Raw genomic sequence first — 23815 nt, 5'->3', positions numbered from 1 at the left:
GCATGACCGAAAAGTCGGAGACCGAGCCCAGCGGCGATCTCTGCATCCGCACGCTGGCGATGCCCGCCGATACCAATGCCAATGGCGACATTTTCGGGGGCTGGCTGCTCAGCCAGATGGACGTTGGTGGCGGCGTCTTCGCCTCCAAGACCGCGAAGTCGCGCACCGTCACCGTCGCGATCGACGCGATGAACTTTCGCAAGGCCGTCTATGTCGGCGATCTCGTCTCGGTCTACGCCACCCTCGTGCGCGTCGGCCGGACCTCCCTGACCGTCCATCTCGAAGCGTGGGCGCTGCGGCGCCGCGAGCTGCAGCCGATCCTGGTGACCGACGGCAATTTCACTTACGTCTCGATCGACGACAACGGCCACCCGCAAGCGATCCAGCGCAACGATCCGCCGATCGCGACATGATCGCATGCGGCGCTCTGTCTCATCTCATGAAGACGTGCAGTGTCAGGAAAGGCGGCGCGAGTGAGTCAACGCGTCGCGCCTTCGCCAAGAACCAGTCATAAAACGGATGAGGTCCCGGCGTACTCAATAGCCCGTCGATTCGGGAGGAAAACCGGTTGATTTGCCCTAGGAACCTTTGGGCAGACATCCGGTTATTTGCCCGCACTGAGGAATCTACGGGACATGCCGGACAGCTATATCATCGAAGTGAATTCGCAGACCGCGGGCATCGTGGTCCGCGGCCAGGGCGGCTACTGCTTCTTCGCCTCGTCTGACCAATTCAACCGGCTCGAAGGCCAGCTCTTCCGCAACGCCCGCGAAGCCGAGCGTGCCGCGCGCAAGCTGGTGAATGGGGACGTGAGGGAGGCGGCGTAAGGGCCGTTCTCGTCATTCCGAGGCGCGCGTGGCGCGAGCCCGGAATCTTGCCGCAATGCCGTCGATCACAGCTTCGTCGCTGCGCGCGACAGGAGCTTCCACTCCTCGCCCTGCTTCTGCCAGTTCATCAGGATGTGAAGATTGGTCGCCACTTTTTTCCCGTCGGCCGCCATTTCCTGTTCCGCGATCCAGTGGAAGCGCACGATCGCGGCGGGGCCGACGACTTTGATGGTCGGGTCCTTGTATTCGATCGAGAGAAACTTTGATTTGCCGTCGGTGGCATTGGCGATGAAGGTCGCCTTGTCCTCGACCTTGCCGCTGGAATGGCTGTAGCTCAGCTCGTCCCAGCACAGCGCGCCGAGCGCCTTGCGGTCGGCCGCGATCTGGGCGAGGCGGAAGGCCTCGACCTGCTTCGCCACGGCCTCTTCCTCCCCTGCGGCGGCGAGCGCCGGTTTCGAGAGCGCAAGCGCGGAGATGGCGAAACTCGAGAGAGCCAGATCGCGCCGGTTGATCGTCATCGTTTCCTCCTTTTTGATCTTGCATGGAGTGTTGCAGCCGGGTGCGCTGTTGTCGAGTGGCGCGTGGTCGTCATGCGTGGACGTCATTGCGCGCCCAAGCTTCAATTGATACGTCTTCCGCATCGATGCATCGTGCATCTGGGAAAGTACAGACATGATCGAGACGATGGGCAGGGCGTTGCTGTTCGATATCGACGGCACGCTCGCCAATACCGACCCGCTGCACTTGAAGGCGTTCAACCAGGTGCTCGGTCCTCGCGGCCATGTCTTCGATCACGCGCGCTTCTCGAAGGAACTGCAAGGCTTCGCCAACGTCGCGATCGGCGAGCGGTTCTTGCCCGACGAAACGCTGGAGCGGCGTGCCGCCATCCTGGACGAGAAAGAAGAAGTGTTCCGCGCCCTCGTTGCGGATCATATCGAGCCGCTGCCAGGCCTGATGGCGCTGCTCGACCGCGCGGATAGCGCCGGGATTCCCATGGTCGCCGTCACCAATGCGCCGCGCCTCAACGCCGAGTTGCTGCTCTCCGGCCTCGGCATAACGGAGCGGTTCGAGGCGCTTGTGATCGGCGACGAGTTGCCGCACGGCAAGCCGCATCCGCTGCCTTATCAGGAGGGTCTGCGCTTTGTCGGAGCCAGCGCGGCTGCGTCGATCGCGTTCGAGGATTCGCGCTCCGGCGTGCAGTCGGCCACCGCGGCCGGTATCCCGACGATCGGCATCCGGACCAGCCTCAGCGATGCTGACCTTGTTGGGTCCGGCGCGGTTGCCTCCGCGAGCGCCTTCGACGACCCGTTGCTGCTCGCGCGGCTGGCGAGCGCGATGGCGTGGTGAGGGTTTCGTCCACTAACCATCATCGTCGTGCATTGACCGCGCGCTAAAACCGCCGCACCATGCACCATTCTGGAGGCCATTGCCGTGACCGGATTGACCCATCGCCAGGCTGAAATCCTCAACATCGCCCGCGCCTCAGGCCGCGTCATGGTCGAAGAGCTGGCGCGCCGGTTCGAAGTGTCGGCGCAGACCATCCGGAAAGACCTCAACGATCTCTGCGAGCGCCGTTCGCTGACCCGCGTCCATGGCGGCGCGATCATCGCCTCCGGCGTCGAAAACCTCGCTTACGAGGCGCGGCGCTTCGTCGCCGCCGACGAGAAGAAGGCGATCGGCGCTGCGGCCGCGTCCCTGATCCCGAACGGTTGTTCGCTCTTCATCAACATCGGCACGACGACGGAAGAGGTGGCGAGCGCGCTGACCTCGCACGAAGATCTGCTCGTCATCACCAATAACCTCAACGTCGCCATGCTGCTCTACCGCCATCCCCGCATCGAGGTGGTGGTGGCCGGCGGCACGGTGCGGCGCGCCGACGGCGCCGTGGTCGGCTCGACGGCGACGCAGCTGATCGGCCAGTTCAAGGTCGATTACGCCATCATCGGCGCGTCCGCGATCGACGAGGAGGGCGCGCTGCTCGACTTCGACTATCGCGAGGTGCAGGTGGCACAGGCCATCATCGCCAACGCCCGCAGCGTCATGCTGGTGGCCGATTCCACGAAGCTTCGCCGCAGCGCGCCGGTCCGCATCGCCCATATCAGTCAGATCCAGACCTTCGTCACGGATCAGGAACTGCCGGAGCGCCTCGCCACCATCTGCCACAGCAAGGGCATCGAGGTGATGGCGGCGATGCCGAAGGGAGCGGAGGATATCGACGATACCCAGGCCGATGCGCAGGACACAGCGTCCGAAGCCGCGCCGGTGGTGCGCTTGAGGTAGAGGTTTATGGGCCGTCCCACGGATTGAGCAGCGGAATGCCGAATGCGGCAAACTCCTTCACGTTACGCGTGACGAGTGTGAGGGTGTTGGCAAGCGCGGTTGCTGCGAAGAATCCGTCCATCACCGACAACGCGATGCCGCTGCGGCGGCTGTGCGCCATCAGATCGCCCCAACGCTCGGCGACCGTATGGTCGATCGGCAGGATGCGGCCTCCAAACCGGGCCGGCAGATCATGGGCGAGCCAGGCGGTCAACGCCTCCCGCCGTCGGCCGTCATCCAGCAAGGCGATGCCGCGGCGAAGCTCGGCGATCGACGCAACGCTGATGAACGCGCGATCCTCATCGACGGTATCGAGCCACGCCAGAACTTTCGGAGAAGGCGCCGGCCACTGAACCTCCGATAGCACATTGGTGTCGAGGAGCAGGTTCACGGCATCGCGTCGCGTGGTTCGTCGTGCGCGCGTTCACGCTCGAGTTCGGCGCCGCGTAGCGGCGAAGCCAGCAGGAATTCGGCAAGCGTGCCTTTGCGCGCGGTTTTCCGTGCCCATTCTTCGGCAGAAACGATCACAGCGTCAGGCCTGCCGTGACGGGTGATGATCTGGGGGCCCGTTTGGGCGCGATCGACCACCTCGGAGAGGCGCGCCTTGGCCCTCGCAAGCGTCCAAGTGTCTTCCGGTGCGTCGGCCGGTGGCGAGGCGGGAGCGGTACTATGATCGGTCATGTCGAATTTAACCAGTATGACTATCGTGACTATAGAAGCGTGATGTGACCATTCAAGTGTGCGTTGCATCCAAATCGTCGTCTCAGGTGCCCACTTCGAGGGCTGATTGCACACAGAAAAAGTTCCGCTTTCGCTTCCTTTTCCCTCTCTTTCGTCTTGCTTTCGTTTTTCGGTGTGATCTAATCAAAAACGAAAGTAACCACTCGGCTGAACGGGTGGTCGCCGGGGGATGCGTCTGTTGGATCGTATTTTCGACCTCGCCATCATTGGGGGCGGTGTTAACGGTTGCGGCATCGCGCGCGATGCGGTGGGCCGCGGCAACACCGTTTTCCTGTGCGAAATGAACGATCTGGCGAGCGGGACGTCATCCTGGTCGACCAAGCTGGTGCATGGCGGGCTGCGCTATCTCGAATATTACGAGTTTCGCCTGGTCCGCGAGGCGCTGATCGAGCGCGAGATTCTCTGGGGTATCGCCCCCCATATCATCCGCCCCCTGCGTTTCGTTTTGCCGCATCATGCCGGCCTGCGCCCGGCCTGGCTGCTGCGTCTCGGCCTCTTTCTGTATGACCACATCGGCGGTCGTCATTTGCTGCCGGCGACCCGCTCGCTCGATCTCAGGCGCGACGAAGTCGGCCGGCCGCTGATCCCGAATCGCTATAGCCGCGCCTTCGAATATTCCGATTGCTTCGTCGATGACGCTCGCCTGGTCGTGCTCAACGCGCGCGATGCAGCCGACAAGGGCGCGGAGATCCGCACCCGGACCCGTGCGACGGATATCAAGCAATCCGACGGTGTCTGGACCGTCAGCATGGTCGACACGCTGACCGGTGCGCGGTCGCAAATCCAGGCCCGCGCGCTGGTCAATGCCGGCGGCCCCTGGGTCGAGGACGTGCTCGGGCGCGGTGCCGGCGTCAACGCCAAGGCAAAGGTGCGCCTCGTGCAGGGGTCGCACATCGTGGTCAAGAAGCTCTACGACCACGACCGCGCCTACATGTTCCAGAACGCCGACGGTCGCATCATCTTCGTCATTCCCTACCAGGACGACTTCACGCTGATCGGCACCACCGACCGCGACTATGACGGCGATCCGTCCAAGGTGAAGGCGACGGCGGAAGAGATCCAGTATCTTTGTGCTGCCGCAAGCGAATATCTGGCCAAGCCGGTGACGCCGGAGGACGTGGTCTGGACCTATTCCGGCGTGCGCCCGCTTTATGACGATGGGGCCAGCGAGGCCAAGGCCGCGACCCGCGACTACGTGTTCGAGCTCGATACGCCCGGCGGTTCGCCGTTGCTGTCGATCTACGGCGGCAAGATCACGACGTATCGCCGCCTTGCCGAAGAGGCGCTGGAACGGCTTGCGCCCTATCTTCGCAGCGCGAAGGCGCGCGAGGGCTGGACCGGCAAATGGCCGCTGCCGGGCGGCGATATGGATGTGTCGGCCGTCGACGGCCTGATCGCCGAGCTCCAGCGCGGCTACCCCTTCCTGAGCCATGAGCATGCCCGACGTCTCGCGCGTGCCTATGGCACCCGTGCCATCAAATTGCTTGGCGACGCAAAATCGGCGGCCGATCTCGGACAGGACTTTGGTGCAACTCTGACGGAACGTGAGGTTCGCTACCTGATGACCAACGAATGGGCGGTGACCGCCGAGGATATCGTCTGGCGCCGCTCCAAGCTCGGCCTGCGGCTGTCTGCCGGCGAAATTGCCGCCCTGGACGACTGGATCAGGACCCATTTTGTGTCGCAAAGTCCTCTGCTGGAAGCAGGAGGACGCTCATGAGCGTGACACTCGACCACGTGACCCGGACCGTCGACGGCATCGAGCATATTCGCGACGTCTCGCTGACGCTCGAGAGCGGCACGCTCAACGTGCTGCTTGGGCCGACGCTGTCGGGCAAGACCTCGATCATGCGGCTGCTCGCCGGCCTCGACAAGCCGACCACGGGCCGGGTGCTGGTCAACGGCAAGGACGTCACCGGCGCCGACGTGCGCCAGCGTTCGGTCGCGATGGTCTATCAGCAATTCATCAACTACCCCTCGCTCACCGTCTATGAAAACATCGCTTCTCCCTTGCGCGTGCAGGGCAAGCCGCGGGACGAGATCGAGGCACGCGTGGCGGAAGCCGCGCGCCTGCTGCGGCTCGAGCCGTTCCTGAAGCGCACCCCGCTCCAGCTCTCCGGTGGTCAGCAACAGCGCACCGCGATGGCGCGCGCGCTCGTGAAGGGCGCCGATCTCGTGCTGCTCGACGAGCCGCTCGCCAATCTCGACTACAAGCTGCGCGAGGAGCTGCGCGCCGAATTGCCACGCATCTTCGAGGCATCGGGCGCGATCTTCGTCTATGCCACGACCGAGCCGAGCGAGGCGCTGCTGCTCGGCGGCAACACCGTGTGCATGTGGGAAGGCCGGGCGCTCCAGATCGGCGGGACGCCCAGTGTCTATCGCCAGCCGCAGACCCTGCGGGTCGCCCAGGTGTTTTCCGATCCGCCGCTCAATCTCGTCGGCATCGAGAAAAAGAACGGCTCGGTGCAATATGCGGGCGGGGTCGCCGCGCCGGCTTCCGGCCTCTATTCTTCGCTCGCCGATGGCGCCTATCGCGTCGGTTTTCGCGCGCATCAGCTTGCACTCGCCAATGGCCAGGCTGACCGCCACGCCTTCCATGCAACGGTGACGGTGACCGAGATCACCGGTTCGGAGAGTTTCGTGCATTTGACTCGCGACGGATCGAACTGGGTTGCGGTGCTGCACGGCGTGCACGAGTTCGAGCCCGGCCAGACCATCGACGCCGTGCTCGATCCCAATGATGTCTTCGTCTTCGACGCGGCGGACCGTCTGGTCGCGGCGCCCGGTTCCATAGCGTTTTCAAGCGAAGTGCCTGGCGGTTCGCGCGAAGAAAACGCGTCGAAGAAAAAAGCCTGAGGGAGGTGCGCCATGGCTCGCATTGACCTCGTCGATCTCGCGCACTCCTACGGCGGCAACGATGCGCCGCAGGAAAGCTTTGCGCTGAAGCCTGTCACCATGACCTGGCGGCAGGGCGGCGCCTACGCGCTGCTCGGACCGTCCGGCTGCGGCAAGACCACGCTGCTCAACGTCATCTCCGGCATCATCACGCCCTCGCGGGGAAAAATCCTGTTCGACCAACAGGACATCACACCGCTGTCAACCCAGAAGCGCAACATCGCCCAGGTGTTCCAGTTTCCGGTGATCTACGACACCATGACGGTGGGGGAGAACCTGGCGTTCCCGTTGAAGAACCGCGGCGTGCCGAAGGCCGAGATCGACAAGCGCGTTGCCGAGATCGGCCGCCTGCTCGATCTCGAACCCTATCTGCACCGCAAGGCCACGCGCCTGACCGCGGATGCCAAGCAGAAGATTTCGCTCGGCCGCGGCCTCGTCCGTTCCGACGTCGCAGCCGTCCTGTTCGACGAGCCGCTGACGGTGATCGATCCCGAGCTGAAATGGCAGCTGCGCTCCAAGCTCAAGGCGCTGCATCGCGAACTCGACCTCACGATGATCTACGTCACCCATGACCAGACCGAGGCGCTGACCTTCGCCGACACCGTCGTCGTCATGCATGACGGCCGTGTGGTGCAGAGCGGCACGCCGGCCGAGCTGTTCGACAAGCCCGCCCATACCTTCGTCGGCTATTTCATCGGCTCGCCCGGCATGAACATCCTGCCGGCCGAGGTGAAGGGGCGCGAGGCGCGGGTCGATGGCCGTGTCATCGCGCTGAACCGCAGCTACGACAACCTGCCCGCGGGCGCCAGGATCGAGATTGGCGTGCGTCCGGAGTTCGTCGACGCGGTCGCGCCCGTACCCGGTCTGCTCACGGCGAAAATCGAACGCATCGACGATCTCGGCCGCATCCGTTTTGCGCGCGTGCGCGTCGGTGAGGCCAAGATCGCGGCGCGGGCGCCGGCCGGCTTCACCAGCTCTGACGGAAATGTCGGGCTCCAATTCAATCCGGCGCACATCCACGTCTATGCCGACAGCCTTCTGGTGGAAGGAGCCGCCTGATGGACAAGACCGTCAACCAAAAAGCCTGGTTCCTGGTGCTGCCGGTGTTCCTGGTCGTCGCCTTCTCGGCGGTGTTGCCGCTGATGACGGTGGTGAACTATTCGATGCAGGACACCTTCGGCAACAACCAGTTCTTCTGGAACGGCGTCGGCTGGTTCAAGGAATTGCTCGATCCCTCGACCGATCTGGGCGGCCGTTTCCTGGCCTCTCTCGGGCGCAACCTGTTCTTCTCGCTGGTGATCCTCGCCATCGAAGTGCCGCTCGGCATCGTCGTCGCGCTGTCGATGCCGCGCCAGGGCTGGCCGGTCGCTGCCTGCCTCGTCACCCTCGCGCTGCCGCTCCTGATTCCGTGGAACGTGGTCGGCACGATCTGGCAGATTTTCGGCCGGCCTGACATCGGCCTGCTCGGCTATGTGCTCAACCACATCGGGCTCGATTACAATTACGTCTCCAACGACATCGACGCCTGGGTCACCGTCATCGTGATGGATGTCTGGCATTGGACGAGCCTCGTCGCGCTGCTCTGCTATGCCGGCCTGAAGTCGATCCCCGATGCCTATTATCAGGCCGCTCAGATCGACGGCGCCTCGCGCTGGGCCGTGTTCAAGGCGATCCAGCTGCCGAAGATGAACCGCGTGCTGCTGATTGCGGTGCTGCTGCGCTTCATGGACAGCTTCATGATCTACACCGAGCCGTTCGTCGTCACCGGTGGCGGACCCGGCAACTCGACCACGTTCGTGTCGATCGAGCTCGTCAAGATCGCGCTCGGCCAGTTCGACCTCGGCAAGGCTGCGGCGCTCTCGCTGGTCTACAACCTGATCATCCTGATCGTCTGCTGGATCTTCTACACCGTCATGACCAACGCCGGCGTCGAACGCAAGGTCCAGACGGAGAGCGAGCCGGCGGTAGAGCCGAAGCCTGCGGCCGCGCTGAAGCCCGTGCCCGCGCTTAAGCCCAAGGAAGGAGTGGCCTGATGCATTCGATTCCCGGCCGCCGCCTCATCATGGGGCTGTTCCTGATCTTCCTGATGTTGCCGATCTACTGGCTCGTCAACATGAGCTTCAAGACCAACGGCGAGATCATCTCGACGATGACGCTGTGGCCGCATGCGCCGACGCTGCAGCATTACAGGCGTATCTTCACCGACGAGAGCTGGTATTCCGGCTATATCAACTCGCTGGAATACGTCGTCATCAACACCATCATCTCGATTTCGGTGGCGTTGCCGGCGGCCTACGCGTTTTCGCGCTATCGCTTCCTCGGCGACAAGCATCTGTTCTTCTGGTTGCTGTCGAACCGCATGGCGCCGGCGGCGGTCTATGCGCTGCCGTTCTTCAACCTCTATTCGGCGATCGGGCTGTTTGATACGCCCTGGGCCGTTGCGCTCGCGCACTGCATCTTCAACGTTCCGCTGGCGGTGTGGATCCTCGAAGGATTCGTCTCCGGCGTACCGCGCGAGATCGACGAGACCGCCTTTCTCGACGGCTATTCGTTCCCGCGCTTCTTCATCCGGATCCTGGTGCCGCTGATCGCGAGCGGCATCGGCGTCGCCGCCTTCTTCTGCTTCATGTTCTCCTGGGTCGAACTGTTGCTGGCGCGCACGCTGACCTCGGTCAACGCCAAGCCGATTGCCGCCGTGATGACGCGCACGGTGTCGGCGGCCGGCATGGATTGGGGCCTGCTGGCGGCCGCCGGCGTGCTCACCATCATTCCGGGCGCACTCGTGATCTGGTTCGTCCGCAACTACATCGCGCGCGGCTTCGCGCTCGGCCGGGTGTAGGAGGTTTTTATGGACTCCATCGCATGGATGGCGTGGACGCTGCCGACCGCGATCTTCTTCGTGGCGCTGGCCTGCACGCTGGCAGTCATGACCTGGCTCGCCGCCGTCTATCCCGAGGCCGAACGCGTCGGGATCCTGCGCATCCCGACCACGCGCGGCGACCGCCTGTTCGTCTCGCTGATCGTTGCGGCCGTCATCCACCTGGCGTGGATCGGCCTCGTCGGTACCAATCCGATCGCCACGATTCCGATCGGGGAGGAAGGATTTGAAATAACGAGCCTGTGGCTCGCAACCGTGATTTCGTTTGCCTCAGGCGTGGTGATCTTTCGCACCGTCTGAGGCATGCGAGAAAGAGCAGATCCGGGGTCTACCCGGGCCTGGATTTAAGTTTTGTCGCTTCAACCGGAGGAAACTAATGCGACACTTGAGAACGACCAAGGACAGTCTTCTGACCATGACCAGCGCGCTCGCGCTGATCGCGGCTTCGATGACGATCGCCGCGCCGGCGCGCGCGGACGAGGCCGCCGCCAAGAAGTGGATCGACAGCGAATTCCAGCCGTCGACCCTGTCGAAAGACGATGCGCTGAAGGAAATGCAATGGTTCATCAAGGCCGCTGAACCCTTCAAGGGCATGGAGATCAACGTCGTCTCCGAAACGCTGACGACCCACGAATATGAATCCCGCACGCTCGCCAAGGCGTTCGAGGAAATCACCGGCATCAAGGTCAAGCACGACATCATCCAGGAAGGTGACGTCGTCGAAAAGATCCAGACCCAGATGCAATCCGGCAAGAACGTCTATGACGGCTGGATCAACGACTCCGACTTCATCGGAACGCACTTCCGCTACGGCCAGGCGGTCGACCTGACCGACTGGATGGCGAAGGACGGCAAGGACGTCACCGACCCGATGCTCGACGTCAACGACTTCATCGGCAAGTCGTTCACGACCGCGCCGAACGGTCACCTCTATCAGCTGCCCGACCAGCAGTTCGCCAACCTTTACTGGTTCCGGTACGACTGGTTCACCAATCCGGACTACAAGGCCAAGTTCAAGGCCAAGTATGGCTACGAGCTCGGCGTTCCCGTGAACTGGTCGGCTTACGAAGACATCGCCGACTTCTTCACCAACGACGTCAAGGAGATCAACGGCGCCAAGGTTTACGGCCATATGGACTATGGCAAGAAGGATCCCTCGCTCGGCTGGCGGTTCACCGACGCCTGGCTGTCGATGGCCGGCAACGGCGACAAGGGCATCCCGAACGGCCTGCCGGTCGACGAATGGGGCATCCGCATGGAAGGCTGCCGTCCGGTCGGCTCCTCGGTCGAGCGTGGCGGCGACGTCAACGGCCCGGCAGCGGTCTATTCGATCGTCAAGTATCTCGACTGGATGAAGAAGTATGCTCCGCCGCAGGCGCAGGGCATGACCTTCTCCGAGTCGGGCCCGGTGCCGTCGCAGGGCAACATCGCCCAGCAGATCTTCTGGTACACCGCCTTCACCGCCGACATGGTGAAGCCCGGGCTGCCCGTGATGAACGCGGACGGTACGCCGAAGTGGCGTATGGCTCCGTCGCCGCACGGCGCGTACTGGAAGGACGGCATGAAGCTCGGCTATCAGGACGTGGGATCGGCGACCTTGCTGAAGTCGACCCCGGTCGACCGCCGCAAGGCGGCCTGGCTCTATCTCCAGTTCATCGTCTCCAAGACGGTCAGCCTGAAGAAGAGCCATGTTGGTCTGACCTTCATCCGCGAATCCGACATCTGGGACAAGTCGTTCACCGAACGTGCGCCGAAGCTCGGCGGCCTGATCGAGTTCTACCGCTCGCCCGCGCGCGTGCAGTGGACCCCGACCGGCAACAACGTGCCTGACTATCCGAAGCTCGCCCAGCTGTGGTGGCAGAACATCGGCGACGCGTCGTCCGGTGCGAAGACGCCGCAAGCCGCGATGGATGCGCTCGCAGCCGCTCAGGACTCGGTGATGGAGCGTCTCGAGAAGTCCGGTGTGCAGGGTGCCTGCGGACCGAAGCTCAACCCGAAGAAGACGGCTGAGTTCTGGTACGACAAGTCGGCCAAGGACGGCAACATCGCTCCGCAGCGCAAGCTGGCGAACGAGAAGCCGAAGGGCGAAACCGTCGACTACGACACGCTGATCAAGTCGTGGCCGGCCTCGCCGCCGAAGCGCGCCGAAGCGAAGTAATTCGCCGACGTCATCATGGCCGGGTTCGTCCCGGCCATGCATGAGAGCAGAAGGCCGGGAGCAATCCCGGCCTTTTGTCGTATTGCCCTCTTGCCTTGCGGGCGGGCTTGATCTGAACTGGCCGGGACACAGACGCGAGACTTCGTCATGCGCATGATTTTCCGTTGCGACCCAAAGCTGGCCGGCCATCTGCTGCGGCCGTTTCCAGCGCGCACCGCCTTGCCCGACTGGCTGCGGGCGATGCCTGCGAGCGCGCATTCGGATATCCACGGCCGCGATATCCGCACGGTCAAGCAATGCCCGCCCTTCGTCGATGCGATGGCGTACGGGGTCATGATCCCGCTGCCCTGCGACGTCAGGATCGAGGCCGGCGCGTTCTCGTGGGATTGGGACATTCCCGAACCGGAGACATCAGGCCATCCACGCGCGCCGCTCAGCTTCCATCCCGTCGCGCAATTTGCCGCGGCGCCTTTCTCCAACGGGCGCTCTGCGCTCAAGTTCAACAGTTTCTGGACCATCGAGCTCGAGCCCGGCTGGTCGCTGTTCGCGGCGCATCCGGTCAACCGCGACGACCTGCCGTTCCGCCTCGTTTCGGGCCTGGTCGACGCCGACCGCTTTCACGATGGGGGCATCAATTTTCCCGCCGTGTGGATCAGGCCGGATTTTTCCGGGGTCCTGGAAAAGGGAACGCCGATTGCACAATGCTTTGCCGTGCCGCGACAAGCGCCGGAGCTGACGTTCGAGCCTTTCGACGCCGCGCACCGGCAGTCCTACGAGAAGGTCGTTGCCGACGTGCTGGCCGCGCCCAACGTCTATCGCAAGCGGTTTCGTGCCAAGCGCGGGCGCCTAACGCGCTAATAGCGCACGCCGCAGGGCGTCCTCCTCGATCCATAGCCGGCCGTGCGAGGCCGAGGTCAGCGCCATCGCGATCGAGCCGAACAGCTGCGAGCGCAGGCGATAGGCCTGTCCGAACGCGTCCATGGCGGCATCCAGCTCGCCACTCTCCTGCAGGGCGATGCCGAGATTGAGCGCGGCCTCGGCATGGTCGGGCTTGAGCGCAAAGGCCTTGCGATAGGCGCTGGCTGCGCCGTCATGGTCGCGCAAATCCTGTCGCGCAAGGCCAAGATTGAACCACACCGAAGCCGGCGCGTCGGCTTCGGTCGCCTGCGCGAGCAGGCTTGCGGCGGTGGCGGCATCGCCATCCTCCCACGCCAGCCGCCCGAGCTGCGCCGTTGCTTCCTGATGGCCGGGGATGACCTTGAGGATGGCCTGCCAGGCGCCGCGGGCCTGATCCCGCAGCCCGGCCATCTCGAGCGTTCGTGCTTTCTCGATGAACATCTCGCGCTGCGGGCTGTTGCCGATCGCGGCATCGAGATGGGCGAGCGCGGCGTCGAACTGGCCCTCGCTGCGCGCGATGCGCGCCGCCAGCAGCCGGGCCGGCGCGTTGTTCGGCCGTTTGGCGAGACTCACGTCGATATGCGCATGCGCCGGGGCGGCGGCACCTCTGGAGAACAACACGGCAGCGAGCAGATGATGCAGCACCGGATCGCCGGGATCGCGTGCAAGGCCCTGTTCGCACAGACGCTGCGCCTCGTCCGGCTTGCCCGAATTGACCGCTGCAGTCGCGCGGCGAACGAGTGTCTGCGTGTCTTCCATCGCCGCATTAGAGCAAGAACGAGACGGCGCAGCAATACGGTGCGATTGGACACGTCAACCAACACAAAAGGCCGCGAGCGATCCGGCCTTTTTTCTTTCTTGCCTCGTCCCGCTTGCGGGGAGAGGCCGACACGCGAAGCGTGGCGGGTGAGGAGGACGCTCCGCGAGTCCAACTACCATCGTGCTTGCGGAGACTCCCGCTCACCCTGACCCTCTCCCCGCAAGCGGGGAGAGGGAGGACAAAAGCTACTCCGCCGGCTCGGCCGCGAGCGTCGGATAATCCGTGTAGCCCCTGGCGCCGCCACCGTAGAACGTGTTCTTGTCCCAATCGTTCAGTGCTGCGCCCTTCTTCAGCCGCTCGACCAGGTCGGGGTTGGAGATGAACGGCTTGCCGAAGGCGATCAGGTCGGCCGCGTCAGCGTCCAGCACCTTGGCGGCGAGATCGAAATCATAGCCGTTGTTGGCCATGTACGCGCCCGCGAAGCGCTTGCGCAGGGATGCGTAGTCGAACGGCGCGACGTCGCGCGGTCCGCCGGTGGCGCCCTCGATGACGTGGAGATAGACGAGCTTCAGCGCGTTCAGCCCATCGACGATGTGATCGAACAACGGCTGCGGATTGGAATCCGAGATGTCGTTTGCCGGCGTCACCGGCGAGATGCGGATGCCGGTCCGGTCGGCGCCGGCCTCCGCCACCACGGCCTTCGAGACCTCCAACATCAGCCGCGCACGGTTCTCGATCGAGCCGCCATAGGCATCCGTGCGCTTGTTGGCGCCGTCCTTGGCGAACTGGTCGAGCAGATAGCCGTTGGCGCCATGGATCTCGACGCCGTCGAAGCCGGCCTCCAGTGCATTCTTCGCAGCCCGTTTGAAGTCGTCGATGATCCCTGGAATTTCGGAGAGCTCGAGCGCGCGCGGCTCGGAGACGTCAGCAAAGGTACCGTTGACGAAAGTCTTGCCCTTGGCGCGGATCGCGCTCGGCGCCACCGGGGCTGCGCCACCCGCCTGGAGGTCGACATGCGAGATGCGGCCGACATGCCAGAGCTGGATGAAGATCTTGCCGCCGCGCTCGTGCACCTTGTCGTTGACCTTGCGCCAGCCGGCGACCTGCTCCCTGGAATAGATGCCGGGGGTGTCCTGATAGCCCTGGCCTTGCTGCGAGACCTGGCTCGCTTCGGTGATCAGGAGGCCTGCGGAGGCGCGCTGGCTGTAATAGTCGGCCGCGAGCGGCGAGGGGACGAAGGTGCCGGGTACGGCGCGGTTGCGCGTCAGCGGCGCCATCACCAGGCGATTGGCCAGCGTGATCGGGCCGAGCTTGTAGGTCTCAAACAATTTGGTCGGACGGCTCATTGGGAGTGTTTCCAGGCGGTGAGAGGTCCGGAACACTTGTGCATTGCGATATCAGGCGCAAGGGACGAGCCATACGGAAAGTGCAGGCGAGCTACGCGGCGGGGACCGCGCAGCATGATTCATGCGCATTTTCGGCCGCGGCAGCGTGATTTCGCTGCCGTGCCGGTGCGATGCCGCAAGTCAGCTCATGCCCAGGAAATCGCGCTTGCCGATCTCGACGCCGTTATGGCGCAGGATGCCGTGCGCGGTGGTGGCATGGAAATAAAAGTTCGGCAACGAGACCGAGCTGAAGAACTGCTGGCCCTTCAAGGTCACGGTCCGGTCGGGACCAATAGGGAAAGTGACGTCCCTGGCATCGGCGCCCTCGAACTGTTCCGGCTTGAACGATTTCACGAAGTCGATGGTCTTCGCCAGCCGCTGCTTCAATTCCGCGAAGCTGGTTTCGGTGTCCGGCATGGACGGCACCTCGGTCTGCGTGAGCCGTGCACAGCCCTTGGCCGAAAAGTCGCTGACGAGCTGGATCTGCTTCGACAGCGGCAGCATGTCCGGGAAGAGGCGGGAGCCGAGCAGCACGCTCGGGTCGATCTTTTTGGCCGCGCAATGCGCCTCGGCCTTGGTGAGCAGGCCGGTCATGCTGTTGAGCATTTGCAAATAGGCGGGGACGACGGCGTCGTAGAAGGACATGTGATGCTCGCTTCAAATGGTGAGAAATCCCAGGCGAAAACCTGAGCCACTCACATGGGAGCCTCATGGAATAATACAATCGTCGAAGCGGCTTGTGCGGTGCGAAAATTCTACCGCACCGTCGCCTGGGGCAGTGCCTGTGCCGTGTTGCCACGCATGCGGGCCAGAAGCTCCGCGGTCGGCCAGGAATCGGCCGGCAGGCCGTATTTGATCTGCATCGCCTTGACGGCGGTGCGGCTCTGCTGCCCCAGCACACCGTCGATCTTGCCGACATTGAAGCCGGCATGGACCAGAAGCTGCTGCAATTGCTTGAGCTCGTTGAACGGCAGTTGCGCCACTGGCCCGGCGGGCCTGCGCATCGGCGCTGCACCGGCAATACGCGAGGCGAGATAGCCCGCCGTGGTCGAATAGATCAGCGAGTTATTCCACTCGGTGTAGGCCGCGAAGTTCGCGTAGGCCATGAAGGCCGGCCCGAAGCGTCCCATCGGCAACAGCACGGAGCCTGCGAGACTGTCATTCGGCAGCGGCCGGCCGTCGGGATAGGTGACGCCGAACTGCGCCCATTTCGAGCGCGGCAGCTGCACGCTGAGATCGGTCTGCTCCCACGGCAGGTTCGGGGGCACCTTGATCTCTTCCAGCCACGGCTCGCCGCGCCGCCACTTCAGGCCGTTGGCGATGTAGTTCGCCGTCGAGCCGATCACGTCGTCCTCGCTGCGCAGGAGGTCGCGCCGCCCGTCGCCGTCATAATCGACGGCGTAATTGACGTAGTGCGTCGGCAGGAATTGGGTCTGGCCGAGCTCACCGGCCCAGGAGCCGATCATCTCATCGGGCGTGAGATCGCCGCGGTCGATGATTTTCAGCGCGGCGATGGTCTCGTTCACGAACATCTCCGAGCGCCGGCAGTCATAGGCGAGCGACACCAGCGATTTCAGCGTCGGCAGATTGCCCATGTTGGCGCCGAAATCGCTCTCGAGGCCCCAGAATGCGGCAATCACTGCCGGCGGCACGCCGTATTCCTTCTCGGCACGCGCGAACGCCGCTGCGTGTTGCTTGATGTGCTGTTGGCCGTTCTGCATGCGATAGGGCGCGGCCATGCGGCCGGCAAATTCGGTGAAGAGCTGGCCGAACACGCGCTGCCCGCGGTCGCGGTTGACGATGCCCTGGTCGTAGACGAGATAGGGCGAAGCCTCCGATATGGTTCGCTGCGACACGCCGGCAGCGATCGCCTGCTGTTTCACGTCAGCGAGGAAGCGATCGAAGTTCGCCCCATTGTGGCACGAGGCAGCGCGCGGCGAAGGCGCGGTCGGCTTCGGCGCCGGGGGTCTTGCGGGCGGCGGTGCGAACTGGGCAGAAGCGGTCGCGGAGCAAGCGAGGAGCGCGACGGCCGCGATTGCAAATCGGGTCTGGAGCATAGGGGTCCGGCGGGGAGGACAGGCGTGGATTCGCCCGAAGTCTAAAGCATGATCTCGAAAAGTGCGAAGCCGTTTTCCGAAAAGATCAGGCCTATCCAAACAACCGCATCAGCAGCGCCTTGCCGACGGGGAGCGCCTTGACGCCCTGGTAGGCGCGCACATACTCGCCGGCATAGAACGCCCTGATCGCATGCACGCGCGCGTCCATGCTCTCCTCGAAGCGCACCGCGAATCCGTCTGCGGTCCGCCGCACCACGATCGCGACGATCGAGCGGCCGTAGATCTGGCACTCGATCGTGCTGCCGGGCGCCGGCGGCGCGGGGTCGATCAGCCGGGCACCGGTGATCGAGATGTCGGCGAGCCGCGCCAGATGCGACCTGCCGTTCTGGTGCAGCAGCACCGGCTCGTTGCGATCAAAACGCTCCGCCTTGCGCTTGCGCGGCTGCTCGATGCAGACGAAGCAGACCACCGTGAGGATGATGGCGTTGTAGAGGCTCCACGCCAGCGCCAGCCCGCCATAGGCGATGTTCTCGCCGCGCAGATGCAGGAGGAAGGCATAGGCGATGGCCGCGAGCGTGATGACAAGCGCGGTGCCGTAGAGCCGCAGCAACGGCCATTCGACGAACCGCCGGCCGCGGTCACCGCCTTTCGCGGTGACCTTGAACTTGTGTCCTTTCGGCTTCAGGAGACCGGTTGTCACCGCCTTGAGCACGGCAGGCGCCGCGATGAGTTGCGAGACGTCCGTCATCATGGCGAGCGAGCGGCCGCGCGACAGCCAGGCCATGGCGAGACCGTGCCAGATATAGAACGGCAGAAAATAGCGCAGCAGCTCGATCAGGTCGGCCCGGACCGCCTTGATGCCGAACAGCAGGAATAGCCAGGGCACCACGAGGCCGGCAACTTTCCATGGGTAGACCGCGGCCCAGCTCATGAAAGCATCGACCAGCGAGAGCCGGTCGATGAAGGAAAGCTTCGACTGCCGCGACAGCGGCCCGCTGCGGCCGCGCACGATCTGCATCAGGCCGAGGCACCAGCGGCCGCGCTGGGTGATGTATTCCTTCAGCCCTTCCGGCGCGAGTCCGATCGTCAATCGCTCGTTGAGATAGATCGTCGTGAGACCGCATTCCTTCAGGCGCAGCGTGACGAGATAGTCTTCTGTCACCGAGTCGGTCGGGAAGCCGCCGATTCGCACGAGCCCGGCATAGCGGATGAGCGACGAGGTGCCGCAGCAGAAGGCGACGCCCCAGGCATCCTTCGCCGGCAGTAGGATATCGAAGAAGAAGCGTTGCTCGTCCGGCCAGACGTCGGTTGCGGCAAGGTTGGTCTGAATCGGGTCGGGATTGATGAAGTGCTGCGGCGTCTGCACCACCCCAACCGAGGGATCGTCCATCAGCGAGATGGTTCGCGCCAGGAAGTCGGGCCGCGGCACGAAATCCGCGTCGAGGAGGGCGACGAATTGCGGCGGCTCCGGCAGCGCGCCGACATGCCGGAGCGCATGGTTGATGTTGCCGGCCTTGGCGTGGCGGTTGTCGGGCCGCGCCAGATAGTAGCAGCCGAGCTCGCCCGAAAGCCGCCTCAGCCAGGGCCGCCGTCCGTCGTCGAGCACCCAGACGCGGTAATTGCCGTACTGCATGCCGGTGGCGCCGATGATGGTGCGCTCGAGGATCGAACGCTCCTCGTTGTAGGTGCAGATGAAGACGTCGATCAGCGGCGGGTGCGGATCTCTGGCCCGGCCGTCGATCCTGGCAGCCGTGGTACGTTCGCGCGTGCGGCTGAGAAACAGCAGCGACAGCGCGACCGCAACGAGCGAGGCGACCTCCAGCAGCATGAAGGGATAGCCGATCACGGCATCAGCCGTCAGATGCGGCAGCGGCAGCGTTGCCGTGACACGCCAGTGGAGATAGCGCAGCATGAGACCGAGCGAGGCGACGGCGAGCAACGAGCGTGCCATCGTGCTCTCGCGCCGGAGCAGCGGCACGATCGCCATGAAGGCGCCGAGCGCGATCAGCCCGGGGGTCAGCGCCGCCGTCATGGCGCGGTCTCTTGCCTCGCGAACACGACGCGGCCGGTGCGGCCCACCGTGCAGGCATGGGCAGCGGCATCGGCGAGCGCAACCGTCACGCGATACGGCTCCTTGCTCAGCGCATCGGGATTGATGGCGAGATTGGCGGGCGCGCCGGCGGCGCCGGTCAGGTTGACCACGGTGCCGGAGATCGGCGCGCCGCCGTCGTTCGGCTCGAACGTGGCGTGGTCGCCGAGCTGCAGGCGGTTATAGACGCTCTCGGTGACGTTGGCCGTGATGACGGCGCCGCTGCAGTCGAGCACCTTGAGCAGCGGCTGTCCGGCCTGCACGTCCTCGCCCGGTGAGGTCATCATCTCCCAGACGCGGCCTGCGACCGGGGTCTTGATGTCGGCCTCGGAGAGATCGGCAAAGCGCGCGTCCTCGGTGATGATCTCGCTGCCGAGCCAGGTGATCTCGGTGTCGATGCGCGAAAGATCGGCCTCGAGATCGTTCGCGCGCTGGCGCATCTCCTCCTCGCGCTGCACCGAGCTTGGCCGATCGTTATAGCTGTCGCCGAGGAACGAGCCGTTCTGCGCCGCGGTGAGCTCGACCTTGGCGGCATCGAGCCGCTTGCGCGCGCCGAGCTCGGTCTGCTGCGCCACCGAAAGCTCGCGCGTCAGCCGCGCGAGCTCGACGGTGGAGACGTTGCCGGTTTTCGCCAGCGACGAGGCGCGGTCGACGGCGGCGCTGGCCTCCTCCCGCCGCGCTGCGGCCGCCTCGATCGAGGTCTGGATCTCGGCGATGCGTGCTTCGAGCTGGAGCACGCGCCCGTCCCGGAACTGTGCGGCCTGCCGCGCGAGGTCCGCTTGCGCGGCCTGCGCCGTGGCGAGCTTGGCGGCGACGCTCGGCCGCTCGTTCTCGAGGCGCGACTTCTGCCGCCGGAGATCATCGAGCCGCGTGCGATCGCTGCGCGAGTTCGCCACGCGCAGCACGACGGTGCCGGCCTCGAGTCTGGCCTGGTCGTGGAGCGGAGCGGCGGCGGCCACGCGCCCCCCGATCGGCGCGCGCAGCGTGACGAGCCGGGAGTTCAGCACGGCCTCGACGCTGGAATTCTGCCACATTGCGCGCAATGGTAGCCAGCCGAACACGGCGACGATGGCGAGCCCTGCCGCGATCTTCATGCCGCGCCGCAGATGCAGCGAGCGCCGAGCCGGCGCCGGAGGTTCCGTCCGCGCATCGGGTCCGGGGCTGTGGTCCTCATGGGGGAGCAGCTCCTCGTGCAAGGTCTGTCGCAGGCTCTTGGCGTCACTTTTCGTGTCGTGAGCGGAGCTGTCGTCGACGGAAGCGGTGCGAGAGCGGTCCATCATGGCAGTCACCTTGCTGACGGGTGCGGGCGGAACCGGATAGTGCCCAAAGGACCGCTCGGCGTGCCCGGCTGGCGCCGATTAAGCCGAAGCTGCGCTTTCCAATGTTATAAACTACAGCGTGTGTTTTTGGGTAAATGCTGGTCAACTTTTAGTGACGTCGAAACGATGATCGCGCATCTCGCCGCGGCCGGGCGACGCACCAGCATGACCTTGCACCGACCCGCTGCTTTCCTACTTCGAGGGGCGCCGGCCAAAGGCGGTCGCCTTGGCAGGCCAGGGGAGACGGCCATGAACTATCTGCGTACCGCAATGCTTCTCGCCGGCCTCACCGCCCTGTTCATGGGCGTGGGCTATCTGATCGGCGGCGCGGGCGGCGCCATGATCGCGCTCGTGATTGCGGCCGCGACCAATCTCTTCACCTACTGGAACTCCGACCGCGCTGTGCTCTCGATGTACGGCGCCCATGAGGTCGATCGTCGCAGCGCTCCGGAGCTGGTCGATCTCGTCGCCGAGCTGGCGGGCCGTGCGGGCCTGCCGATGCCGCGCGTATTCCTGATGGACGAACCACAGCCCAACGCGTTCGCGACGGGGCGCAATCCCGAGAATGCCGCGGTGGCCGTCACCACGGGTCTGGTGCGCCAGCTCAGTCGCGAGGAGCTTGCCGGGGTGATCGCGCACGAGCTTGCGCATATCAAGCATCACGACACGCTGCTCATGACGGTGACCGCGACGATCGCGGGCGCCATTTCGATGCTGGCGCAGTTCGGCATGTTCTTCGGGGGCAACCGCGACAATAACGGTCCGGGCATCGTCGGCTCCATCCTGATGATGATCCTGGCGCCGCTCGGGGCCATGCTGGTGCAGATGGCGATCAGCCGGACCCGCGAATACGCCGCCGACGATCTCGGCGCGCGCATCGCGGGCCAGCCGATGTGGCTTGCCTCGGCGCTGCTCAAGATCGAGAGCGCGGCGCATCAGGTGCCGAATGTCGAGGCCGAGCGAAACCCTGCGACCGCGCACATGTTCATCATCAACCCGCTGTCGGGCCATGGCGTCGACAATCTCTTCGCCACCCATCCCTCGACGCAGAACCGCATCGCCGCGCTCCAGCGGCTCGCGGCCGAGCTCGGCACGCAAGCCGCGCCGTCCGTCGGCGCCAACGAGAACTATCCGGCGCATGGCCCGTGGGGCCGCTCGTCGTCGCGTGGCCCCTGGGGCTGACACGGAGATTCTGCCTCGTTTTGTGACCTGGCGCACAGAGGGCCTGCCCGGCCGGTGTTAACACCTCACCGAGAGTGTTCCTTCGAAAGGGGATGCGTGGCCGGGCCTTTGCCTGCCACCGTCGAAGATGACCAGAGCTGCCGTGCCATTGTTGATCGTCCTGGGCGTGGCCATTGGCCTGTCCACGCACACGGTCGTGAATTGCGGCGATGAGGACGACCCCGACATTTGCTCGGCGGTGATCGGCTTCTCGCCGTTGCGCGGCTCCCTGATCGCCTTCGCTTATGAGGGGCGCGGGCGGATCGCGCTGCGCCACGGCGACAATGGCCGGGCGATCACCGATTTCAGCGAGGCCATCCACCTCAATCCCAACAGGGCCTCGCTCTATCGCGATCGCGCGACGGCCTACCGGCAGAACGGCGAGCAGGAGCTTGCGATCGCCGATTATGACGAGGCGATTGCGCTCGATCCCAAACCCGCCGCGCCCTATCACGAGCGCGGCCTCGCGCTCGCTGCCAAGGGCGATCTCGACCGCGCGATCCTGAGCTACAGCACGGCGGTCCGCCTCGACCCCACAGACGCGCAGGCCCGCCTCGACCGCGGCCTTGCATTCCTCGCCCGCGGCCAGGCCGCTGATGCCGGCGCCGACTTCGAGGCGGCCCTCGCGCTGCCTCCCGGCAAGGATAGCCGGACCCACGACGCCGCGCGCGCCAAGCTCGCCGAACTCACGCATGCCGAGCCGACGCAGGTTTCGGCGCCGCGGCAGTGAAACTTGGTCGCGGCGAGCCACCCTCTCTCGCAAGGGAAAGCGAACAAAGCGCGACTACTTCGCCTTCTTGGCCTTCTTCGCCTTTGCAGCCTTCTTCGCCGGCTTTTCCTTCGCAGGCTTCTCCGCCTTGACCGCGACGGGCGTGCTGGCGACGAGCCGCATGGCGCGGGCGTAGCTGTCGGCGACGTTGTCTGCGGACATCTGAAGGCGCCTTGCGGCGGCGGTGGCCTGCTCCATGGTGGCCTTGGCCATCATCTTGAAGCGAGCGCCGGTCTCGTTGCCTTTGGCCTTGGCTGCAAGGCCGTTGAAGCGATCCCGCCGCTGCTTGGCGCGGGATATCAAGCCCGTATGCAGCTGTCTGGCCAATTGCCGGATCACGACATCCAGGTCGGCGTCCGCCATGTCTTCCATCCCTTTCGAAACAGTCCCAATCGATGCGGCCGGACTATGCAGATCAGCCCCCACCTTGGCAATTCCCGGCGGGCCGTCATCCGCAGCTTCCGGCACCCAAAACAAAAAGCCGCGCTTTTCACGCGGCTTTTTGCGAATCTGTCGGGCCCGTTATTTCAGCGAGGCGACCGGTCCGCTCGAAGCCGCTGCCGGATCGGGGTCGAAGCCGAACACGCCGACCAGATATTTGTAATAGTCCGGCATCTTCTCCTTGAGTGCTTCGCGGGTCTTCGGGTCCTGGTAATCGCTCTTGCCGGCCAGGAAGATGCTGGCGGTCACCGCAAAGAACTCCATGTGATTCTTCATCGCATAGGCGTCCTTGGGCAGGAGATCCTTGGACTTGGCATAAGCGTAATAGCTGATCACGCCCTTGTTGGCGTAGCCGTCCGGCAGCAGCCTCGCGTGATAAGCGTGCAGCATCTCATGCAGCAGCACGGCCTCCTTCTCGTAACGCATCATGTCCGGCCGGACCATGATCACGCCGAGGCCGGAATCGACGGCGAGGTCGACCGCATTCGGGTTGGTCCAGCGTTGCGTGTCGTGGTCCCACACCGTCAGCGTCCGCGGCGTGCTGCGCTGGAGGTCCGGCGTGACCCGGCCGTAGCACGCGGTCGCGGCGCCCTCGTCGAGACAGGCGAGCTCGCTCGCGATGATCGGAACGGTGCGGAAGAAGCGCATCACGCGCGGCGAGAGGCCGGCGGCCTCCACGACGTCGATCTGCTGCTTCAGATTATCGGCGAGCTTGTCGAGGTCCTTGCGATCGGACGCCTCCGACAGGTCGAACATGTAGCCGCGATAGCTCTGAAACCCCGGCGGCAGCTTCGCGGCAGCGGCCGATGCGACGTCGAGAGAGCCGGCGTGGGACGGATTGGCGAACAGCGCGCCGACAATGGTCGCGGTCAGCAGCAACGCAATGCGCATATGAACCCCCTGATGTCACTTCACGCGGCAGGATAGGCTGCCGTTGTTTGCGAAAAGTGAGTGGGGCGAGACTAAGCCAGCGATGTTGAGGCGTGCTTAAATCCCGGTTGCAGATCGGCGGCGCGGGTTAGGGCAGGGTTAACCAAGCCGTAGATCGCAGGCGCGCTT

25 protein-coding genes are annotated in these 23815 nt (G+C 64.6%); 14 read left to right on the top strand and 11 right to left on the bottom strand.

Annotated elements, in window-relative coordinates:
• Positions 1–2 precede the first annotated feature (2 nt).
• Both ACVWZ4_RS03190 and ACVWZ4_RS03185 read left to right on the top strand, forming a co-directional pair.
• Positions 3–413, top strand: coding sequence for an acyl-CoA thioesterase (locus ACVWZ4_RS03190; protein ID WP_456702011.1), 411 nt, complete (start codon positions 3–5; stop codon positions 411–413).
• 222 nt (positions 414–635) lie between these two features.
• Positions 636–827, top strand: coding sequence for a hypothetical protein (locus ACVWZ4_RS03185; protein ID WP_092227352.1), 192 nt, complete (start codon positions 636–638; stop codon positions 825–827).
• 65 nt (positions 828–892) lie between these two features.
• Here ACVWZ4_RS03185 and ACVWZ4_RS03180 read toward each other — a convergent pair whose 3' ends face one another.
• The gene (locus ACVWZ4_RS03180; protein WP_456739832.1) at positions 893–1345 is read right to left on the bottom strand and encodes a nuclear transport factor 2 family protein; all 453 of its coding nucleotides are present in this window, start codon (positions 1343–1345) and stop codon (positions 893–895) included.
• Between the two features lie 154 nt (positions 1346–1499).
• Between ACVWZ4_RS03180 and ACVWZ4_RS03175 the strand changes: the two genes are divergently transcribed.
• Both ACVWZ4_RS03175 and ACVWZ4_RS03170 read left to right on the top strand, forming a co-directional pair.
• Positions 1500–2174 carry an HAD family hydrolase gene (locus ACVWZ4_RS03175; protein ID WP_456739831.1) on the top strand — a complete coding sequence of 225 codons (675 nt, stop codon included), beginning with the start codon at positions 1500–1502 and terminating at the stop codon, positions 2172–2174.
• Between the two features lie 84 nt (positions 2175–2258).
• Complete coding sequence (locus ACVWZ4_RS03170; RefSeq protein ID WP_456702014.1) at positions 2259–3107, top strand: DeoR/GlpR family DNA-binding transcription regulator; 849 nt, start codon at positions 2259–2261, stop codon at positions 3105–3107.
• Between the two features lie 4 nt (positions 3108–3111).
• Here the strand turns inward: ACVWZ4_RS03170 and ACVWZ4_RS03165 are convergent, their stop codons facing one another.
• Positions 3112–3537, bottom strand: a complete 426-nt coding sequence (locus ACVWZ4_RS03165) for a PIN domain-containing protein (protein WP_456702015.1) — start codon at positions 3535–3537, stop codon at positions 3112–3114.
• The gene (locus ACVWZ4_RS03160; RefSeq protein WP_456739830.1) at positions 3534–3827 is read right to left on the bottom strand and encodes a type II toxin-antitoxin system Phd/YefM family antitoxin; all 294 of its coding nucleotides are present in this window, start codon (positions 3825–3827) and stop codon (positions 3534–3536) included. Before ACVWZ4_RS03160 ends, ACVWZ4_RS03165 begins: the two co-directional genes overlap by 4 nt.
• 229 nt (positions 3828–4056) lie before the next feature.
• Here ACVWZ4_RS03160 and glpD point away from each other — a divergent pair, with 229 nt between their 5' ends.
• From glpD to ACVWZ4_RS03120, 8 genes are all read left to right on the top strand, one after another.
• Positions 4057–5607, top strand: coding sequence for a glycerol-3-phosphate dehydrogenase (gene glpD / locus ACVWZ4_RS03155; protein ID WP_456763574.1), 1551 nt, complete (start codon positions 4057–4059; stop codon positions 5605–5607).
• Positions 5604–6743 (top strand): ABC transporter ATP-binding protein, encoded by a 1140-nt coding sequence (locus tag ACVWZ4_RS03150; RefSeq protein WP_456737833.1) that lies wholly within the window; start codon positions 5604–5606, stop codon positions 6741–6743. Before glpD ends, ACVWZ4_RS03150 begins: the two co-directional genes overlap by 4 nt.
• Before the next feature lie 12 nt (positions 6744–6755).
• Complete coding sequence (locus ACVWZ4_RS03145; protein ID WP_456739828.1) at positions 6756–7841, top strand: ABC transporter ATP-binding protein; 1086 nt, start codon at positions 6756–6758, stop codon at positions 7839–7841.
• Positions 7841–8815: a carbohydrate ABC transporter permease gene (locus ACVWZ4_RS03140; RefSeq protein ID WP_456702020.1), complete on the top strand. Its 975-nt coding sequence runs from the start codon at positions 7841–7843 to the stop codon at positions 8813–8815. Before ACVWZ4_RS03145 ends, ACVWZ4_RS03140 begins: the two co-directional genes overlap by 1 nt.
• Positions 8815–9621 carry a carbohydrate ABC transporter permease gene (locus tag ACVWZ4_RS03135; protein WP_092227359.1) on the top strand — a complete coding sequence of 269 codons (807 nt, stop codon included), beginning with the start codon at positions 8815–8817 and terminating at the stop codon, positions 9619–9621. Before ACVWZ4_RS03140 ends, ACVWZ4_RS03135 begins: the two co-directional genes overlap by 1 nt.
• 9 nt (positions 9622–9630) lie before the next feature.
• Positions 9631–9960 carry a DUF2160 domain-containing protein gene (locus ACVWZ4_RS03130; protein ID WP_456702021.1) on the top strand — a complete coding sequence of 110 codons (330 nt, stop codon included), beginning with the start codon at positions 9631–9633 and terminating at the stop codon, positions 9958–9960.
• A 76-nt stretch (positions 9961–10036) separates the two neighbouring features.
• Positions 10037–11818: an ABC transporter substrate-binding protein gene (locus ACVWZ4_RS03125; RefSeq protein ID WP_456702022.1), complete on the top strand. Its 1782-nt coding sequence runs from the start codon at positions 10037–10039 to the stop codon at positions 11816–11818.
• A 147-nt stretch (positions 11819–11965) separates the two neighbouring features.
• A complete protein-coding gene (locus ACVWZ4_RS03120; RefSeq protein WP_456739827.1) occupies positions 11966–12676 on the top strand; it encodes a hypothetical protein in 711 nt (236 codons plus the stop codon).
• Here ACVWZ4_RS03120 and ACVWZ4_RS03115 read toward each other — a convergent pair.
• The 6 genes from ACVWZ4_RS03115 to ACVWZ4_RS03090 all read right to left on the bottom strand — a co-directional run bounded on the left by ACVWZ4_RS03115 (position 12665) and on the right by ACVWZ4_RS03090 (position 20286).
• Positions 12665–13474, bottom strand: a complete 810-nt coding sequence (locus tag ACVWZ4_RS03115) for a tetratricopeptide repeat protein (RefSeq protein WP_456739826.1) — start codon at positions 13472–13474, stop codon at positions 12665–12667. The two genes, ACVWZ4_RS03120 and ACVWZ4_RS03115, sit on opposite strands and share 12 nt — an antisense overlap.
• Before the next feature lie 246 nt (positions 13475–13720).
• Complete coding sequence (locus ACVWZ4_RS03110) at positions 13721–14821, bottom strand: alkene reductase (protein WP_456702026.1); 1101 nt, start codon at positions 14819–14821, stop codon at positions 13721–13723.
• A gap of 180 nt (positions 14822–15001) precedes the next feature.
• A complete protein-coding gene (locus ACVWZ4_RS03105) occupies positions 15002–15505 on the bottom strand; it encodes a DUF1993 domain-containing protein (RefSeq protein WP_456702027.1) in 504 nt (167 codons plus the stop codon).
• Positions 15506–15615: 110 nt separating this feature from the next.
• Complete coding sequence (locus ACVWZ4_RS03100; RefSeq protein WP_456739825.1) at positions 15616–16917, bottom strand: lytic murein transglycosylase; 1302 nt, start codon at positions 16915–16917, stop codon at positions 15616–15618.
• A 91-nt stretch (positions 16918–17008) separates the two neighbouring features.
• Positions 17009–18949: a glycosyltransferase gene (locus ACVWZ4_RS03095; protein WP_456738458.1), complete on the bottom strand. Its 1941-nt coding sequence runs from the start codon at positions 18947–18949 to the stop codon at positions 17009–17011.
• On the bottom strand, positions 18946–20286 hold the full coding sequence (locus tag ACVWZ4_RS03090) for an HlyD family secretion protein (RefSeq protein ID WP_456739824.1): 1341 nt from the start codon (positions 20284–20286) through the stop codon (positions 18946–18948). Before ACVWZ4_RS03090 ends, ACVWZ4_RS03095 begins: the two co-directional genes overlap by 4 nt.
• 288 nt (positions 20287–20574) lie before the next feature.
• Between ACVWZ4_RS03090 and htpX the strand changes: the two genes are divergently transcribed.
• Together htpX and ACVWZ4_RS03080 are read left to right on the top strand one after the other, a co-directional pair.
• Entirely contained in the window at positions 20575–21507 is a 933-nt protein-coding gene (htpX, locus tag ACVWZ4_RS03085; protein ID WP_456702031.1) for a zinc metalloprotease HtpX, read from the top strand.
• Between the two features lie 127 nt (positions 21508–21634).
• The gene (locus ACVWZ4_RS03080; RefSeq protein ID WP_456702032.1) at positions 21635–22276 is read left to right on the top strand and encodes a tetratricopeptide repeat protein; all 642 of its coding nucleotides are present in this window, start codon (positions 21635–21637) and stop codon (positions 22274–22276) included.
• A 54-nt stretch (positions 22277–22330) separates the two neighbouring features.
• On the opposite strand, the gene ACVWZ4_RS03075 is transcribed toward ACVWZ4_RS03080, so the two are convergent.
• Positions 22331–22678, bottom strand: coding sequence for a hypothetical protein (locus ACVWZ4_RS03075; RefSeq protein ID WP_456702033.1), 348 nt, complete (start codon positions 22676–22678; stop codon positions 22331–22333).
• 159 nt (positions 22679–22837) lie between these two features.
• On the bottom strand, positions 22838–23647 hold the full coding sequence (locus ACVWZ4_RS03070) for a hypothetical protein (RefSeq protein ID WP_456739823.1): 810 nt from the start codon (positions 23645–23647) through the stop codon (positions 22838–22840).
• Between the last annotated feature and the right edge of the window lie 168 nt (positions 23648–23815).

Source organism: Bradyrhizobium sp. USDA 4472, from assembly GCF_054058595.1.
The sequence above is the reverse complement of the archived record's forward strand: the minus strand, read 5'-3'. Positions and strand labels throughout refer to the sequence as shown.

Coding starts and splice junctions, on each gene's coding strand:
- ACVWZ4_RS03190 (WP_456702011.1), top strand. CDS start 3: ATGACCGAAAAGTCGGAGACCGAGCCCAGCGGCGATCTCTGCATCCGC.
- ACVWZ4_RS03185 (WP_092227352.1), top strand. CDS start 636: ATGCCGGACAGCTATATCATCGAAGTGAATTCGCAGACCGCGGGCATC.
- ACVWZ4_RS03180 (WP_456739832.1), bottom strand. CDS start 1,345: ATGACGATCAACCGGCGCGATCTGGCTCTCTCGAGTTTCGCCATCTCC.
- ACVWZ4_RS03175 (WP_456739831.1), top strand. CDS start 1,500: ATGATCGAGACGATGGGCAGGGCGTTGCTGTTCGATATCGACGGCACG.
- ACVWZ4_RS03160 (WP_456739830.1), bottom strand. CDS start 3,827: ATGACCGATCATAGTACCGCTCCCGCCTCGCCACCGGCCGACGCACCG.
- glpD (WP_456763574.1), top strand. CDS start 4,057: ATGCGTCTGTTGGATCGTATTTTCGACCTCGCCATCATTGGGGGCGGT.
- ACVWZ4_RS03150 (WP_456737833.1), top strand. CDS start 5,604: ATGAGCGTGACACTCGACCACGTGACCCGGACCGTCGACGGCATCGAG.
- ACVWZ4_RS03145 (WP_456739828.1), top strand. CDS start 6,756: ATGGCTCGCATTGACCTCGTCGATCTCGCGCACTCCTACGGCGGCAAC.
- ACVWZ4_RS03140 (WP_456702020.1), top strand. CDS start 7,841: ATGGACAAGACCGTCAACCAAAAAGCCTGGTTCCTGGTGCTGCCGGTG.
- ACVWZ4_RS03135 (WP_092227359.1), top strand. CDS start 8,815: ATGCATTCGATTCCCGGCCGCCGCCTCATCATGGGGCTGTTCCTGATC.
- ACVWZ4_RS03130 (WP_456702021.1), top strand. CDS start 9,631: ATGGACTCCATCGCATGGATGGCGTGGACGCTGCCGACCGCGATCTTC.
- ACVWZ4_RS03125 (WP_456702022.1), top strand. CDS start 10,037: ATGCGACACTTGAGAACGACCAAGGACAGTCTTCTGACCATGACCAGC.
- ACVWZ4_RS03120 (WP_456739827.1), top strand. CDS start 11,966: ATGCGCATGATTTTCCGTTGCGACCCAAAGCTGGCCGGCCATCTGCTG.
- ACVWZ4_RS03115 (WP_456739826.1), bottom strand. CDS start 13,474: ATGGAAGACACGCAGACACTCGTTCGCCGCGCGACTGCAGCGGTCAAT.
- ACVWZ4_RS03110 (WP_456702026.1), bottom strand. CDS start 14,821: ATGAGCCGTCCGACCAAATTGTTTGAGACCTACAAGCTCGGCCCGATC.
- ACVWZ4_RS03105 (WP_456702027.1), bottom strand. CDS start 15,505: ATGTCCTTCTACGACGCCGTCGTCCCCGCCTATTTGCAAATGCTCAAC.
- ACVWZ4_RS03100 (WP_456739825.1), bottom strand. CDS start 16,917: ATGCTCCAGACCCGATTTGCAATCGCGGCCGTCGCGCTCCTCGCTTGC.
- ACVWZ4_RS03095 (WP_456738458.1), bottom strand. CDS start 18,949: ATGACGGCGGCGCTGACCCCCGGGCTGATCGCGCTCGGCGCCTTCATG.
- ACVWZ4_RS03090 (WP_456739824.1), bottom strand. CDS start 20,286: ATGATGGACCGCTCTCGCACCGCTTCCGTCGACGACAGCTCCGCTCAC.
- htpX (WP_456702031.1), top strand. CDS start 20,575: ATGAACTATCTGCGTACCGCAATGCTTCTCGCCGGCCTCACCGCCCTG.
- ACVWZ4_RS03080 (WP_456702032.1), top strand. CDS start 21,635: ATGACCAGAGCTGCCGTGCCATTGTTGATCGTCCTGGGCGTGGCCATT.
- ACVWZ4_RS03075 (WP_456702033.1), bottom strand. CDS start 22,678: ATGGCGGACGCCGACCTGGATGTCGTGATCCGGCAATTGGCCAGACAG.
- ACVWZ4_RS03070 (WP_456739823.1), bottom strand. CDS start 23,647: ATGCGCATTGCGTTGCTGCTGACCGCGACCATTGTCGGCGCGCTGTTC.